Consider the following 15,008-nt stretch of genomic DNA (forward strand, 5'->3'; position numbering starts at 1 on the left):
CTTCTAGCGTGGAGCCATGACCACGCCAGTCTGCACGGGCAGCTCCGGGGGAGCCGCCACCACCGGACACGCGCCGTACCCGGGACACATGTCGCACACCCCGCACATCACCGGACACGGCGCACCCAGCCAGCACGGAGCGCGCACCGCACACCCCGCGTACCCCTCGCGGACCCCGTACGCCCCGAACGCGCCGTATGCCCCGTACGCCCCCTACGCCCCCTACCCATCGTTCTCCTCCTTCGTCCGCGCGAGGGGGCCCGTGCTGCTGCGGGCCGCGCGCTCGCTCACCGCCAACCCGAGCGACGCCGAGGACCTGCTGCAGACCGCGCTCACCAAGACGTACGTGGCCTGGGAGCGGATCGAGGACCACCGGGCGCTCGACGGCTACGTCCGCCGGGCCCTGCTGAACACCCGGACCTCGCAGTGGCGCAAGCGCAAGGTCGACGAGTTCGCCTGCGACGAGCTGCCCGAGCAGGAGGCCGCCCCGGCCCCCGACCCGGCCGAGCAGCAGACGCTGCACGACGCCATGTGGCGTGCAGTGCTGAGGCTGCCGGACCGGCAGCGGGCGATGGTGGTCCTGCGCTACTACGAGGACCTGAGCGAAGCCCAGACGGCCGAGGTGCTCGGGGTCTCCGTCGGCACCGTGAAGAGCGCGGTGTCGCGGGCGCTCGGCAAGCTCAGGCAGGACCCGGAACTGGCTCCGGTGCGGTGACCCCGGGGGCGGCGGTGCACCGGCGACCGCGCCTGATTTTGCCGAACGACACCGATTCGTACTCTCGGGACTAGTGACATACCGAGCGGTATGTGGGCAGAATCAGGCCAACCTTACTGCCGCGTAGCGCCCACCGGGAGGACGCCGTGCTGAGCACCATGCAGGACGTACCGCTGACTGTCACCCGCATCCTGAACCACGGGATGACCATTCATGGGAAGTCACAGGTCACGACCTGGACCGGCGAACCCGAGCCGCAACGGCGCAGCTTCGCCGAGATCGGCCGACGGGCCACGCAGCTCGCCGGCGCGCTGCGCGACGAACTCGGCGTCGAGGGCGACCAGCGGGTGGCCACCCTCATGTGGAACAACGCCGAGCACATGGAGGCGTATCTCGCGGTCCCCTCGATGGGCGCGGTCCTCCACACGCTCAACCTCCGGCTCCCGGCCGAACAGCTGGTCTGGATCGTCGGGCACGCGGACGACAGGGTCCTCATCGTCAACGGCTCCCTGCTGCCGCTGCTCGCGCCGCTCCTCCCCCAGCTGACGTCGGTCGAGCACGTGATCGTCACCGGTCCGGGCGACCGTTCGCTCCTCGACGGGGCGACGCCCCGGGTGCACGAGTACGAGGAGCTGATCGCCGGCCGCTCCACCCACTACGACTGGCCCGAGCTGGACGAACGCCAGGCCGCCGCCATGTGCTACACCTCCGGCACCACCGGCGACCCCAAGGGCGTCGTCTACTCGCACCGCTCCGTCTACCTGCACTCCATGCAGGTCAACATGGCCGAGTCGATGGGCCTGACCGACAAGGACACCACGCTGGTGGTCGTCCCCCAGTTCCATGTGAACGCCTGGGGGCTGCCGCACGCGACGTTCATGTCCGGCATCAACGTGCTCATGCCCGACCGGTTCCTGCAGCCCGCCCCGCTCGCCGAGATGATCGAGCGCGAGCGGCCGACCCACGCCGCCGCCGTCCCCACCATCTGGCAGGGCCTGCTCGCCGAGGTCACCGCCAACCCGCGCGATCTCAGCTCCATGGCCCGCGTCACCATCGGCGGCGCCGCCTGTCCGCCCTCCCTCATGGCCGCGTACGACAAGCTCGGCGTCCGCCTCTGCCAGGCCTGGGGCATGACGGAGACCTCGCCGCTCGGCACCATGGCCAACCCGCCCGCCGGACTGACCGAGGAGGAAGCATGGCCCTACCGCATAACGCAGGGCCGCTTCCCGGCCGGGGTGGAGGCACGGCTGGTCGGCCCTGGCGGCGAGCACCTGCCGTGGGACAACGAGTCGGCCGGTGAGCTGGAGGTGCGCGGCCCCTGGATCGCCGGGGCCTACTACGGAGGTGTGGACGGTGAGCCGCTGCGCCCCGAGGACAAGTTCAGCGAGGACGGCTGGCTGAAGACCGGTGACGTCGGAGTGATCAGCGAGGACGGCTTCCTCACGCTCACCGACCGGGCCAAGGACGTCATCAAGTCCGGCGGCGAGTGGATCTCCAGCGTCGAACTGGAGAACGCCCTGATGGCGCACCCCGATGTGGCCGAGGCGGCGGTCGTCGCCGTCCCGGACGAGAGGTGGGGCGAGCGCCCGCTGGCGACCGTGGTCCTCAAGAACGGCGCGAGCGTCGGCTACGAGGTGCTGAAGGACTTCCTCGCCACGTCCGGCATCGCCAAGTGGCAGCTGCCGGAGCGCTGGACGGTCATCGCCGCCGTGCCGAAGACCAGCGTCGGCAAGTTCGACAAGAAGGTGATCCGCAGGCAGTACGCGGCGGGCGAGCTGGACATCACCCAGCTCTGAACCGGGCGCCGCGGAAACGCCGAGGGCGGTACGGGAACGATTCCCGTACCGCCCTCGCCGTGTCTCACTTCCCGCGTCTCAGTTCGTACCGATCTTCGCGAGCAGATCGACGATGCGTGCCTGGACCTCTTCGCTCGTGGACCGCTCGGCCAGGAAGAGCACGGTCTCGCCCGAGCCGAGCTTCGGCAGCTCCGAACCGGTCATGTCGGCGGAGGTGTAGACGACCAGCGGGGTCCGGTTCAACTGGCCGTTGGCGCGCAGCCAGTCGACGATGCCGGCCCGGCGGCGGCGCACCTGCATCAGGTCCATCACCACCAGGTTGGGCCGCATCCGGGTGGCGAGCGACACCGCCTCGCTGTCGGTGGAGGCCCGCGCCACCTGCATGCCGCGGCGCTCCAGGGTCTCCGTCAGCGCCAGCGCGATCTCCTCGTGCTCCTCGATCAACAGCACCCGGGGCGGATGCTGTTCGCTGTCGCGCGGGGCGAGCGCCTTGAGGAGCACAGCGGGGTCGGCACCGTACGCTGCGTCCCGCGAGGCCTGTCCCAGGCCCGCCGTCACCAGCACCGGGACCTCGGCCGCCACCGCCGCCTGACGCAGCGACTGGAGGGCCTTGCGGGTGATGGGGCCGGTCAGCGGATCGACGAAGAGCGCGGCGGGGAACGCCGCGATCTGGGCGTCGACCTCCTCGCGAGAGTGCACGATCACCGGCCGGTAGCCGCGGTCGCTCAGCGCCTGCTGGGTGGAGACGTCGGGCGCCGGCCAGACGAGCAGCCGGCGCGGGTTGTCCAGCGGCTCCGGGGGCAGCTCGTCGTCGACCGGCTGCGGCGACGGGCGGTTGGCGACCTCGACCGCGCCACCCGGGCCGTCCAGCGGCTCCGGCCCCTCGGCGCCCTCGTCGGGGGCGCCTATCGCGTACGCGCGCCCCTCGGCCTCCGGGACCGGGCGCAGCGGGCCCTGCCCCGGACCCGAGCCCGGTGCGGGGACGGACGGGGACGGCGTCGGCGCGGCGGCCTGCGGGGTGCGCTCGCCCTCCGGCGGCGCGGCGAGCTTGCGGCGCCGTCCGGCACCGCCGAGCGTCTGGTTCTGCTGGTGAGCGATGTGCTGGGCGAAGGGCACGCCCTGCCCGAGCGTCCGCACACTGAACGCGCGCCCCTGCGTCGAGTCCGACGAACCGCCCGGCATCGGAGCCTCCGCGGGCAGCGGCTGCCTGCGCGCGTCCGGTACGGGAGAGATGCCCTGCGGGCCCTCCGCGGAGCCCGCTGCGGGAGCCGTGACGGCCGTGGTGCCCGTGGCATGCGTGGTCTGCCCGGCCGCGGGCGGCTCCGTGCCTTCGCCGGGCAGCCCGTCGCCCTGCTCGCCCTGTTCGGCCTGGTGCGGGGTCTCGGAGGGGCGGGCGCGCCGACGGCCGGTCGGTACGGGATGCGGCTGGGGCGGGGTGTGGTCGTCGCCCGGCGCGATCTGTACGGCGTCGTGGCGCCCCGGCAGCGAGGCGTCCGCGTCGGCGGCCGTGGCCGGGGACCGGTCGGCCTCCGCAGGCGGCAGCGCGAACGCGGTACGGGGCCCTGCGGGCTCGGCCTGGGCGGTCCGCTCCTGGGCGGCCGCCAGCGCCCGCCGGGCCCGCCGCCCGGCCGGCTGAGGCGCCTGCGACGGCACGGCCGGAGCGGGGACGGCAGCCGAATCCGGAGCAGCGTCCGAGTCCGGCGCAGCGTCCGAATCCGAAGTGGAGGCGGGCAGAGCCAGCTGCCCCAGCCCCTGTCCCTGCCCCTGGCCCTGGCCCGCGGCACCCTGACGCGCACGGTGCCCACCCGCGGGCACCGGCACCGCCATCTGCCCCTCGGCCGGCACGCCCTGCGGCGGCACGGTCTGACCGAGCTGCGGCCGGCTGCCGCCGCCCTGCGCACCCTCGGCCGCCGTCACCACGGAACCTTCGGACGGGGCGGACGGGGCGGCCGGGGCCGCGGAGGCCGCGGGCAGCGCCAACGCCTGCCCGGCCCCCTGCCCCTGCTCCGGCGTCTCCGGCGACCCGGGTGCCTCAGGCGCCCCGGGCAGCTCGGGCAGCGAGTGCTGAGCGCCGGTCTCGGCCGGGCTCGGCCGCCCCCGCCTGCGCCCCGAACCCTCGGTGCGCGCGCTCTCCGCGCCGTGCGCGTCCTGCGTCACGGGCTCACGACGCGCCCGGCGCCGCCCCGTCGGCTCGGCCGCCGCCGTGTCACCGTCGGACCCGGCACCCGCCCCGGAACCGCCCACGGGGCTCTCCAGGAACGCGTCCGTGGACGCCCGCCGCGCGCGCCGCCGCCCGCCGCCCGGCTGCTGTGCCGCCTCGGGCCCGGGAGCGGGCTGCGCACCGGTCTCGGGCTCCGGCTCGGACGCGGGCGCCGTCAGCGTCCCCGAACCGGCGCCCAACGGCACTTCGAGCACATACGCGCTGCCGCTCATCCCCGGCACCTCGTGCGTCTGGAGCACACCGCCGTGCGCCCGCACGATCCCGCGCACGATCGGCTCGTGCACCGGGTCTCCCCCGGCGAACGGTCCGCGCACCTCGATCCGTACGACCTCACCGCGCTGCGCCGCCGCGACGACGACCGTCGAGTCGACGTACCCGCCGCCCGGCACCACCCGGGTCTTGCCGGTCGAGTCGACCCCGGCGACATCCGCGACCAGATGGGCCAGCGCGGTCACCAGCCGGGCCGCGTCCACCTCGGCCTCGATCGGCGGCGCGTGCACGGCGAACTGGGCGCGCCCGGGACCGATCAGCTCGACGGCCGCGTCGATGCCGGCCGTCACGACCGAGTCGAGCAGCACGTTCGTCTTGGCCAGCTTCTCGGCGCCGGCGTCCAGGAGCTGGTAGCCGAGGACGTTGTCGACGAGGGTGGTCATCCGGGCGTAGCCCGCCGCCAGGTGGTGCAGGATCTGGTTGGCCTCGGGCCACAGCTGCCCCGCCGGGTCGGCGGCGAGCGTCGAGAGCTCGCCGCGCAGTTCCTCCAGCGGGCCGCGCAGCGATTCGCCGAGCACGGCGGTGAGCTGGGTGTGCCGGGCGGTCAGCGCCGCCAGCAGATCGGCCTGCGCCTCCAGCTCGGCCGCGTACCGCTCGGTCCGGTCGGCAAGTTCCGTGCTGTGCCGCTCCGTCAGCTCGGCGACCTCGGCGGTGTGGTTGCCGGTCAGTTCGGCGAGCTCGGCCCGGTGCTGCTCGCCGAGCTCCTCGTACGGCCTGCGGTCGGTGAACGTCATGACGGCGCCGACCAGCTGGTCACCGTCCCGGACCGGCGCGGTGGTCAGGTCGACCGGCACCTGCGCGCCGCTCTTGGACCACAGGACCTGCCCGCGCACCCGGTGCTTCCGCCCGGACCTGAGGGTGTCGGCGAGCGGCGACTCCTCGTACGGGAACGGCTCGCCCTCCGCCCGCGAGTGCAGGATCAGCGGATGCAGCTCCTGGCCGCCCAGGTCGCTGGCGCGGAAGCCGAGGATCTGCGCGGCGGCGGGGTTGACCAGGACGACCCGGCCGTCGGTGTCCGTACCGACGACGCCCTCGGACGCGGCCCGCAGGATCATCTCCGTCTGCCGCTGCGAACGGGCCAGTTCGGCCTCGGTGTCCACGGTGCCCGACAGGTCCCGCACGACGAGCATCAGCAGCTCGTCGCCCGTGTAACTGCCGCTGTAGGTGCTCTGGAAGTCGTTGTACGCGGCCTGCCCGTCCTCCAGGCTGGCGCTGGTGACCTCGACCGGGTACTCGGTGCCGTCGGTCCGCCGGGCGGTCATCCGGGTCGGCTTCGTGCGGCCGCGGTCGTCGGCGGCGTCGGCGCGGCGCATCGACCCCGGGATCAGCTTGGAGTCGAACTCGGGCAGCAGGTCCAGGAGCCCGCGCCCGACCAGCGCGGTGCCCGGCGTCTCGAACATTTCGAGCGCGATGGTGTTGGCGTTGACGACCGTGCCGTTGCAGTTGACGAGCAGCAGCCCGTCGGGGAGTGCATCGAGTATGGCTGCGAGGCGAGCAGCGCCTCGGGATGGCCTGCTGCTCACGACGACGCTTCCTCCCTGGTTACCGCACCTTGCCGACAGCGGGCCCCATCTTGCCCCTCGGGCCGCGGGCTGTCACTGGAGGAGTCTAAAGGCAGCGGAGGGGCGAGGGGCTGCGGATGAGGGGGAGCTCTCACCAAGGTTCTGTGCATACGGTGTACGACTCCATTCGGGCCGGGCCGGTCAGCCGACGTTCGGGAGTACCGGTCCGAGGTTGTTCCAGCGGGAGATCTCGCAGCCGTCGGTCCGGCTGAAGACCGTGTCGATGTGCCGCCCCTGCCAGGTCCCGGTGATCCGGGCGGTGGCCGGACCCCCGTGCTGCAGGGTGCACAGCGCGTCCCCGGGCACCGGGGCGAACGGGTCCTTCCCCTCGCCCGCCAGCTCGTCCAGCCGGCCGCAGGCCTGCTCCGCCACCGGGTGGCTGCCGCCCGCCGGCGCGCACCGAAGCTCGAAGGTCCCGTCGGCGGCGGCGTTCTCCGCGCCCGAGACGGTGATCGTCAGCCGGGCAGGGGCTTCGCCCTGGAGCACGGGCAGGGGCAGGGGAAGCGGCCGGGGCAGCGGCAGCGGAAGGGTGCCGCTGTCCGCGGTCGCGGCCGGCGCGACGGCGGACAGCACGGCGAGGGAGACGACGGCGGTGAGGGCGAGGCGGCGCAACAACATTGCGGGCTCCTGTGCTCGTGCACTGCGGCGGGAGTGCCGGTGGAACGGACGGAAGGACGGGAGGGCGATGCCCCCGTCTTCACTAACGCTCCGCACGCCACGGCGTTGCGCAACCGCAGACGCTTTGCCCTCGTGGCCGACTGCCTAGTACCGTAGGCATCGATTGGTGACGCACCGCTCTACTGTGTCATCATCTGCACGCACCACTCGCGCTCGCGCGGGGTGTGCTGGAGGCGTCGCCTAGTCCGGTCTATGGCGCCGCACTGCTAATGCGGTTTGGGTCTTAAAGCCCATCGAGGGTTCAAATCCCTCCGCCTCCGCTTCATCACCGAAGCCCCGTGCCACTGGCACGGGGCTTCGGTCGTATCCGGACCCGGACGCTCCGCCCGTGCTGCCCCGAACGACCCCGGCAGCGTTCGCGTGACACCGTCGCGCAGGGTATTTCCGCAGGTCAGGGCTGGTGGAGCTAAAGGATTTCGCGTCACGGCGCAGGTCATGTAATGTTGTTCTCGCAACGCCGACCGGGGAGAAAAAACCGGGAAGCACAAGCACTCGTAGCTTAACGGATAGAGCATCTGACTACGGATCAGAAGGTTGCAGGTTCGAATCCTGCCGAGTGCACAGCAAGCCGAAGGCCCTCAGGAGAAATCCTGAGGGCCTTCGGCGTTATTCCGTACAGCAGCAGCGCGCGGCCGGGGCGGCACGGCTCGTTGCCGTGCCGCCCCGGCGTCCGGTCAGCGGGTGGCGAGGAGTTCCAGCGTGTCGATGACGCGGTTCGAGAAGCCCCACTCGTTGTCGTACCAGGCGACCACCTTGATGTGGCGGCCGTCGACGCGGGTGAGGGCCGAGTCGAAGATCGACGAGGCGGGGTTGCCCGTGATGTCGGACGACACGAGCGGGTCGTCCGAGTACTCGAGGACGCCGGCGAGCGGCCCCTCTGCCGCGGCGCGGTATGCCGCCAGCACCTCGTCGCGCGTCACGTCGCGGGCGACGGTCGTGTTGAGTTCCACGATCGAGCCCACCGGCACCGGTACGCGGATCGAGTCGCCCGACAGCTTGCCTTCGAGGTTCGGCAGGACCAGGCCGATCGCCTTGGCGGCGCCGGTCGTGGTCGGCACGATGTTGACGCCGGCGGCCCGCGCGCGGCGGGCGTCGCGGTGCGGACCGTCCTGCAGGTTCTGCTCCTGCGTGTAGGCGTGCACCGTCGTCATGAACCCGTGCTCGATACCGGCGAGTTCGTCGAGGACCGCGGCCAGCGGCGCGAGCGCGTTGGTGGTGCAGGAGGCGTTCGAGACGATCGTGTGCACGGCCGGGTCGTAGGCGTCGGTGTTGACCCCGAACGCGAGCGTGACGTCGGCGCCGTCCGACGGCGCGCTGACGAGCACCTTCTTCGCACCCGCGTCGAGGTGGGCGCGGGCGGCCTTGGCCGAGGTGAAGCGGCCGGTGGCCTCCAGGACGATGTCGACGCCGAGTTCGGCCCACGGCAGCTGCGCCGGTTCGCGCTCGGCCAGCACCTTGATCCGGTGGCCGTCCACGACGAGGACGTCCCCGTCGACGGACACCGGGCGTCCGAGCCGGCCGGCCGTGCTGTCGTAGGCGAGCAGCCGGGCGAGAGTGGCGGGCTCCGTCAGGTCGTTGACGGCGACGATCTCGAGGGCGCTGTCGCGCTCCAGGAGTGCGCGCAGCACATTGCGTCCGATGCGGCCGAATCCGTTGATGGCGATGCGAGTCATGAGTGATGTCCCTTTCCTTCGCCACCAGGCTCGCCCGAGGCGCGCGCCGCTGACAGTGGCGGGATCGCCATGGTTCAAAAGGATCCCGCCACGCGGTGCCGGGCGGGTCACTCCCCCCGGGTGAAGGTGCGCCGGTACTCGCTCGGGGTGGTGCCGAGGATGCGCTGGAAGTGCAGGCGCAGGTTCGCGCCGGTGCCGAGTCCGACGTCGGCGGCGATCTGTTCGACGCTGCGCTGCGAGCGCTCCAGCAGTTCGCGGGCCAGGTCGATGCGGGCGCGCATCACCCACTGCATCGGCGTGTAGCCGGTGTCCTCGACGAAGCGCCGGGAGAACGTGCGCGGCGAGACCTCGGCCTGCCGCGCCAGTGTGTCCAGGGTGAGGGGCTCGCCGAGCCGGTGCAGCGCCCATTCGCGGGTGGCGGCGAACCGCTCGCCGAGTGGCTCGGGGACGCTGCGCGGAACGTACTGGGCCTGGCCGCCGCTGCGGTAGGGGGCGGCGACCAGGCGCCGGGCCGCGTGGTTGGACGCGGCCACTCCGAGGTCGCCGCGCAGTATGTGCAGGCACAGGTCGATGCCGGAGGCGGCGCCGGCCGAGGTGAGCACGCTGCCCTCGTCGACGAACAGCACGTTCTCGTCGACCTGGACGAGCGGATGCCTGGCCATGAGCGCCCGCGTGTAGTGCCAGTGCGTCGTGGCGCGCCTGCCGTCGAGCAGGCCCGTGGCGGCGAGCGCGAAGGCGCCCGTCGAGATGGCGGCGAGCCGCGCGCCCCGGTCGTGGGCGGCGATCAGTGCGTCGACGACGGCCTGCGGCGGGTCTTCGCGGTCCGGGAACCGGTAGCCGGGGACGAAGACGATGTCGGCCCACGCGAGCGCGTCGAGGCCGTGGGCGACGTAGTACGCGAGACCTTCGCCGCCGGCCACGGGACCGGGTGTGGCCCCGCACACCCGCACCTCGTACGGCATGCTCGCGCGGGTCGTGAAGACCTGCGCGGGAATTCCCACATCGAGCGGCTTCGCGCCTTCGAGTACGAGGACGGCGACGCGATGCAGACGGGAGGGCACAGTAAGAGGTTACGCGGGGCGTGGCTTCGGTACGCCCCACGCGCGGGCAAGGTGGGACTTTCCGGACATGGCTCAGCCCGTGATGTGGAACGGGGTGTCGGCGCGCTCGTCGCTGTCCAGGCCGCGGACTTCGAACGACTGCTGCTGGTCCGAATCGACGCTGTCCTCCGGGACCGTGACCTCTGCGGCGAAGCCGCCGTCCGGTCCGGCCGTGATGTCGCGGAGGTCGAGTGTGGAGCCGTACGTTCCGTTGAATGTGATGCGCACCTGCTCCCCGGCCGCGAAGCCGGAGCCCGTGATCGTGACGGTGGCTCCTACGGCGGCCGAGTCCGGTGCGGCCATGATGCGGGCGGCCGTGGGGGAAGGGGCCGGGGCCGAAGGTGTGGCCGGCAGGCTCTGCACGGGGTGCGGGGTGGGCGAGGTGTGCTGCGGGGCCGGGGGCGCCGTGATGGCGGCGGGTGCCTTCGGGGAGTGGCCGCCCGCCACCGTTGTCGCGATCACGGCGGCGACGATCGTGGCCGAGGCGGTGATGACAGCCGCGATGATCACCGTTCGCTGGCTGCGATCGGTCCTTCCGGCCGGGTCGCCGGTGGTGCGGGTGTCGCCGGAGTCGGACACGTGGATTCTCCAACCGGTCATGTTTGAAAAGCAGTTGATCAGAATACTGGGCGCGGCGCTGCGGCGACCTCCGGTTTTTCCGTCCCGGCGCGGAGCTGCCGCGGCCGTCCATTAACGTCGACTGACATCGCTCAATGTCTTTCCGGGGGTCGTTCATGGCTGTGGCGTGGCAGTGCACCGGGCTGCGGTGGCCGGACGCGCAGGGGCCGCCCGTGCTGGGCTGGCGGCGGGGCGGGGCCGTACGGGGGAGTGCGCAGGCGTACGGGGCGGAGTTCGGGTTCCGGGCCGAGGGGGAGCGGCGGTGCGTCGGGGCGCGCGGGAACGCGTGTCCGGCGGGGGCCGTGGTATCGGGGCGGAGCACGGGGGCGCGGTGCCCGGAGTGCGCGCGGCTGGACCGGGCGCATTCGGTGGCCGCCGACACGATCGCCGATGACCCGAGGACGTACCGCGTGTATCTCGCCTGGTTCGGGCCGGGGATGGTGAAGGTCGGGATCACCGCCGAGCAGCGGGAGGCGGCGCGGCTGCGCGAGCAGGGGGCCGTGGTGTTCAGCTGGCTGGGGCGGGGGCCGCTGATGGCGTGCCGGCGGACCGAGGAGCTGCTGCGGTCGGCGCTCGGGGTGCCGGACCGGATTCCGTACGCGAGGAAGCGGGCCGTGCGCGGGGCGCTGCCGGGGGCGGCGGAGCGCCGGGCCGAGGTGGCGGAGCTCTACGGGCGGGCCGTGGCGCTGGAGGGGGCCGGGTGGCCGGACTCGCTGGAGCGGCTGCCGTTCGAGGCGGTCGACCACGCCGGGCTGTTCGGGCTCGACGGCGCGGTGGAGGTGGCGTGGGCCGTCACCGGGCTGGTGGCCGGGGGCGCGGTCGCGGGGCGGCTGGTGGCGGCGGCCGGGCCCGATCTGCATCTGGCGACGGAGGCGCACGGGGTCGTGGTGCTGGACACCCGGCTGATGACCGGGTGGGAGCTGGTGGCGGCGGACCCGCGGGCCGGGGTGGGGGTGCCGGTGGCGGACATCGGGGGCGGTGGCGTGCAGGGCGGGCTGTTCTGAGATCGTCGGACCGGTCGGGTCCGGGCGGTGAGGCACGGACCGTTGCGGGCGGTTGGGAACGGTGGGAGGGGCGCGGGATGAGTGGTGACGCCGACGACGTCGTGCGGTTCCGGGAGCGGCTGGGGCTGCCCGGGATCATCGATGTCCATACGCATTTCATGCCGGAGCGGGTGCTGGCCAAGGTCTGGGCGTACTTCGACTCGGCGGGGCCGCTGACCGGGATGGAGTGGCCGATCGAGTACCGCCGCGACGAGGACGAACGCCTCGCGCTGCTGCGTTCGTTCGGTGTGCTCCGGTTCACCTCGATGCTCTACCCGCACAAGGCGGGGATGGCCGCCTGGCTGAACGGCTGGGCGGCCGACTTCGCCCGCCGGGTGCCGGACTGCCTGCACACCGCGACCTTCTACCCGGAGGAGGGCGTGGAGCGGTACGTGCGCGAGGCCGTCGAGGCGGGGGCTCGGATCTTCAAGTCGCACCTCCAGGTCGGCGCGTACGACGCCAACGACCCGCTGCTCGATCCGGTCTGGGGGCTGCTCGCGGAGGCCGGGATCCCGGTGGTGATGCACTGCGGCTCGGGGCCGGCGCCCGGCAAGCACACCGGCCCGGAGCCGGTCGGCCGGCTGCTCGCCCGGCATCCCCGGCTGCCGTTGATCGTGGCGCACATGGGGATGCCGGAGTACGGGGAGTTCCTGGCGCTGGCGGAGATGTACCCGCAGGTGCGGCTCGACACGACGATGGCGTTCACGGACTTCACGGAGGACTTCAGCCCGTTCCCGCCCACCGAGCGGGGGCGGCTCGCCGCGCTCGGGGACCGGATCCTGCTGGGCACGGACTTCCCGAACATCCCGTACCCGTACGCCCACCAACTGCACGCGCTGGAACGGCTGGAGCTGGGGGACGACTGGCTTCGGGCGGTCTGTCACGGGAACGCGAGCGCCTTGTTCGGGATCGGCTGACGGCCCGGCGGCGGTGCTGCCGCTTTCTCAGGGAATTCACAGATTCGGGTAAGGGCCCTTTCAGGGGAGCCCCACAGGGTTTGGGGCATGACGACGACGACCTCGCCCCAGGGGCGTACGGAACTGCTGAGGGCGGACCGCACCCCGGTCCGTGTACTGGTGGTGGACGACGAGGCTCCGCTTGCCGAGCTGCTGTCCATGGCCCTGCGTTACGAGGGCTGGGAGGTGCGCAGCGCCGGGGACGGTGCCGGAGCCGTCCGGATGGCGCGCGACTTCCGGCCCGACGCGGTGATCCTCGACGTGATGCTGCCCGACACGGACGGCTTCGCCGTGCTCGGCCGGCTGCGGCGGGAGCTCGCCGAGGTCCCCGTGCTGTTCCTGACCGCGCGCGACGCGGTGGAGGACCGGATCGCCGGCCTCACGGCGGGCGGCGACGACTACGTCACCAAGCCGTTCAGCCTGGAGGAGGTCGTGGCGCGGCTGCGCGGGCTGATCCGGCGCTCGGGCACGGCGGCGGTGCGCAGCGAGTCGACGCTCGTCGTCGGCGATCTGATGCTCGACGAGGACAGCCACGAGGTCAGCCGGGGCGGGACGTCCATCCACCTCACCGCGACCGAGTTCGAGCTGCTGCGCTTCCTGATGCGCAATCCGCGGCGGGTGCTGAGCAAGGCGCAGATCCTCGACCGGGTCTGGAACTACGACTTCGGCGGGCAGGCGAACGTCGTCGAGCTGTACATCTCGTACCTGCGCAAGAAGATCGACGCGGGACGGTCATCGATGATCCACACCCGGCGCGGGGCGGGGTACCTCATCAAGCCCGGTGAGTAGACACCCCCGCAGGTGGCGGGGGCCGTGGACGCTGCGGACCCGGCTGGTGGTCTCGGCGGTCACGCTGATCGCCGTCGTCGCCGCGGTCATCGGGACGGTCACCACCATCGCCTTCCACAGCTACATGTACGGCAAGCTCGACGACCAGCTGGACGCCATCGCCGTACGGGCCGCGAAACCGCCCGGCGGGGGCCCGATGCCCGGCGCCGGTGTGCCGCGGAGCCTCGACCCGCTGGCCTTCGTGGACGCGCGCGGGCTGCCCGTCGGCGCCTTCGGCGCCGTGGTGGCGGACGGCGCGGTCACTTCGTCGCGCGTGGTCGTGGAGACCACCACCCCGGGGTCCGGGGCCGAGGACGTCGGGCAGCCGATGACCGCGGCCCAGAGCAGGGCGCTGGCGGCGGCGGACATCTCCGTCGGGCAGGACCCGCGCACCGTCGACCTGCCGGGGCTCGGCGCCAGCCGGGTGGAGGCGGTCACGGACCCGCACGGGACGACCGTCCTCGTCGGCATCCCCGCCGACGAGGTGGGCTCGGCGCTCACCGCCCTGATCGTCGTCGAGGTCTGCGTCACCGCCGCCGGCCTGATCGCGGCCGGGCTCGCGGGCGCCACCATCGTCGGTGTCGCGCTGCGCCCGCTGCGCCGGGTCGCCGCGACCGCGACCCTGGTCTCCGAACTCCCGCTGCACAGCGGCGAGGTGGCCCTCCTGGAGCGGGTCCCGCAGGCCCAGGCCGATCCGCGTACCGAGGTCGGCCAGGTGGGCGCGGCGCTCAACCGGATGCTGGGCCACGTCGGTTCGGCGCTGGAGGCCCGGCAGGAGAGCGAGACACGGGTACGGCAGTTCGTCGCGGACGCCAGCCACGAGCTGCGCACCCCGCTCGCCTCGATCCGCGGCTACGCCGAACTGACCCGGCGCGGCCGCGAGGAGACCGGCCCCGACACCCGGCACGCCCTGGGGCGGATCGAGTCCGAGGCGGAGCGGATGACGGGCATGGTGGAGGATCTGCTGCTGCTCGCCCGGCTGGACGCCGGACGCCCGCTCGGCCTGGAGAGCACCGACCTCTCCCCGGTCGTCGTCGACGCGGTGAGCGATGCCCGCGCCGCCGGGGAGAGCGGCCACCACTGGCGCCTGGAACTGCCGGACGAGCCCGCGACCGTGCACGGCGATCCGACCCGGCTCCATCAGGTGCTGGTCAACCTGCTGGCGAACGCCCGTACCCACACCCCGCCCGGCACGACCGTCGCGGTCCGGGTGCGGGGCGCGGCCGGGCGGCCGTGGGTGACGCTGGAGGTCGAGGACGACGGGCCCGGCATTCCGTCCGAGCTGCTGCCGCACGTCTTCGAGCGGTTCGCGCGCGGTGACGCCTCGCGCTCCCGCAGCGCGGGCTCCACCGGGCTCGGGCTCGCCATCGTGCAGGCCGTGGTCGCCGCGCACGGCGGCCGGGCCGAGGTGGACTCGGTGCCGGGCCGCACGGTGTTCGCCGTCCACCTGCCCGCAGAACCTGTGAAACCCGCAGCCGGTCCGTACTCACAGCGGGGGGACAGGCTCAGCACACCGTCGTGACAGCGGAGTTGGTGAGTGTCGCTCCC

At 73.0% G+C, this 15,008-nt stretch carries 11 protein-coding genes and 2 tRNA genes; 8 read left to right on the plus strand and 5 right to left on the minus strand.

Going from position 1 to position 15,008, the window contains the following annotated elements; all coding sequences use genetic code 11:
• The first annotated feature begins 16 nt into the window (after positions 1–16).
• Together ACFYY7_RS17965 and ACFYY7_RS17970 are read left to right on the plus strand one after the other, a co-directional pair.
• Positions 17–715 carry a SigE family RNA polymerase sigma factor gene (locus ACFYY7_RS17965; RefSeq protein WP_388662491.1) on the plus strand — a complete coding sequence of 233 codons (699 nt, stop codon included), beginning with the start codon at positions 17–19 and terminating at the stop codon, positions 713–715.
• 146 nt (positions 716–861) lie between these two features.
• Entirely contained in the window at positions 862–2,511 is a 1,650-nt protein-coding gene (locus ACFYY7_RS17970) for a long-chain fatty acid--CoA ligase (protein WP_388662493.1), read from the plus strand.
• 78 nt (positions 2,512–2,589) lie between these two features.
• Here the strand turns inward: ACFYY7_RS17970 and ACFYY7_RS17975 are convergent, their stop codons facing one another.
• Positions 2,590–6,525, minus strand: a complete 3,936-nt coding sequence (locus tag ACFYY7_RS17975; protein WP_388662494.1) for a PAS domain-containing protein — start codon at positions 6,523–6,525, stop codon at positions 2,590–2,592.
• A 180-nt stretch (positions 6,526–6,705) separates the two neighbouring features.
• Positions 6,706–7,179, minus strand: coding sequence for an SSI family serine proteinase inhibitor (locus ACFYY7_RS17980; RefSeq protein ID WP_388662681.1), 474 nt, complete (start codon positions 7,177–7,179; stop codon positions 6,706–6,708).
• A gap of 232 nt (positions 7,180–7,411) precedes the next feature.
• On the opposite strand from ACFYY7_RS17980, the gene ACFYY7_RS17985 reads away from it, so the two are divergent.
• Together ACFYY7_RS17985 and ACFYY7_RS17990 are read left to right on the plus strand one after the other, a co-directional pair.
• Positions 7,412–7,502 (plus strand) — tRNA-Ser (locus ACFYY7_RS17985).
• A 228-nt stretch (positions 7,503–7,730) separates the two neighbouring features.
• Positions 7,731–7,803, plus strand: a tRNA-Arg gene (locus tag ACFYY7_RS17990).
• A 113-nt stretch (positions 7,804–7,916) separates the two neighbouring features.
• Here ACFYY7_RS17990 and gap read toward each other — a convergent pair.
• From gap to ACFYY7_RS18005, 3 genes are all read right to left on the minus strand, one after another.
• Positions 7,917–8,915, minus strand: a complete 999-nt coding sequence (gene gap / locus ACFYY7_RS17995; RefSeq protein ID WP_388662496.1) for a type I glyceraldehyde-3-phosphate dehydrogenase — start codon at positions 8,913–8,915, stop codon at positions 7,917–7,919.
• Between the two features lie 107 nt (positions 8,916–9,022).
• Positions 9,023–9,976, minus strand: coding sequence for a GlxA family transcriptional regulator (locus ACFYY7_RS18000; RefSeq protein WP_388662498.1), 954 nt, complete (start codon positions 9,974–9,976; stop codon positions 9,023–9,025).
• Positions 9,977–10,048: 72 nt separating this feature from the next.
• Entirely contained in the window at positions 10,049–10,615 is a 567-nt protein-coding gene (locus ACFYY7_RS18005; protein ID WP_388662499.1) for a hypothetical protein, read from the minus strand.
• Positions 10,616–10,749: 134 nt separating this feature from the next.
• Here ACFYY7_RS18005 and ACFYY7_RS18010 point away from each other — a divergent pair, with 134 nt between their 5' ends.
• From ACFYY7_RS18010 to ACFYY7_RS18025, 4 genes are all read left to right on the plus strand, one after another.
• The gene (locus tag ACFYY7_RS18010; protein WP_388662501.1) at positions 10,750–11,637 is read left to right on the plus strand and encodes a DUF2797 domain-containing protein; all 888 of its coding nucleotides are present in this window, start codon (positions 10,750–10,752) and stop codon (positions 11,635–11,637) included.
• Positions 11,638–11,714: 77 nt separating this feature from the next.
• Positions 11,715–12,593, plus strand: a complete 879-nt coding sequence (locus ACFYY7_RS18015) for an amidohydrolase family protein (protein ID WP_388662503.1) — start codon at positions 11,715–11,717, stop codon at positions 12,591–12,593.
• Positions 12,594–12,680: 87 nt separating this feature from the next.
• Positions 12,681–13,421 (plus strand): response regulator transcription factor, encoded by a 741-nt coding sequence (locus tag ACFYY7_RS18020; protein ID WP_351260251.1) that lies wholly within the window; start codon positions 12,681–12,683, stop codon positions 13,419–13,421.
• The gene (locus ACFYY7_RS18025) at positions 13,414–14,982 is read left to right on the plus strand and encodes a sensor histidine kinase (RefSeq protein ID WP_388662505.1); all 1,569 of its coding nucleotides are present in this window, start codon (positions 13,414–13,416) and stop codon (positions 14,980–14,982) included. The genes ACFYY7_RS18020 and ACFYY7_RS18025 overlap by 8 nt, the downstream gene beginning before the upstream one ends.
• The last annotated feature ends 26 nt before the right edge of the window (positions 14,983–15,008 follow it).

It is taken from the genome of Streptomyces sp. NPDC001933 (genome assembly GCF_042890955.1).
Lineage (GTDB): Bacteria > Actinomycetota > Actinomycetes > Streptomycetales > Streptomycetaceae > Streptomyces.

Bases quoted from the DNA above. Each gene is read 5' to 3' on its own strand.
- gap (WP_388662496.1), bottom strand. From the start codon at position 8,915: ATGACTCGCATCGCCATCAACGGATTCGGCCGCATCGGACGCAATGTG.
- ACFYY7_RS18005 (WP_388662499.1), bottom strand. From the start codon at position 10,615: ATGACCGGTTGGAGAATCCACGTGTCCGACTCCGGCGACACCCGCACC.
- ACFYY7_RS18010 (WP_388662501.1), top strand. From the start codon at position 10,750: ATGGCTGTGGCGTGGCAGTGCACCGGGCTGCGGTGGCCGGACGCGCAG.
- ACFYY7_RS18020 (WP_351260251.1), top strand. From the start codon at position 12,681: ATGACGACGACGACCTCGCCCCAGGGGCGTACGGAACTGCTGAGGGCG.
- ACFYY7_RS17965 (WP_388662491.1), top strand. From the start codon at position 17: ATGACCACGCCAGTCTGCACGGGCAGCTCCGGGGGAGCCGCCACCACC.
- ACFYY7_RS18015 (WP_388662503.1), top strand. From the start codon at position 11,715: ATGAGTGGTGACGCCGACGACGTCGTGCGGTTCCGGGAGCGGCTGGGG.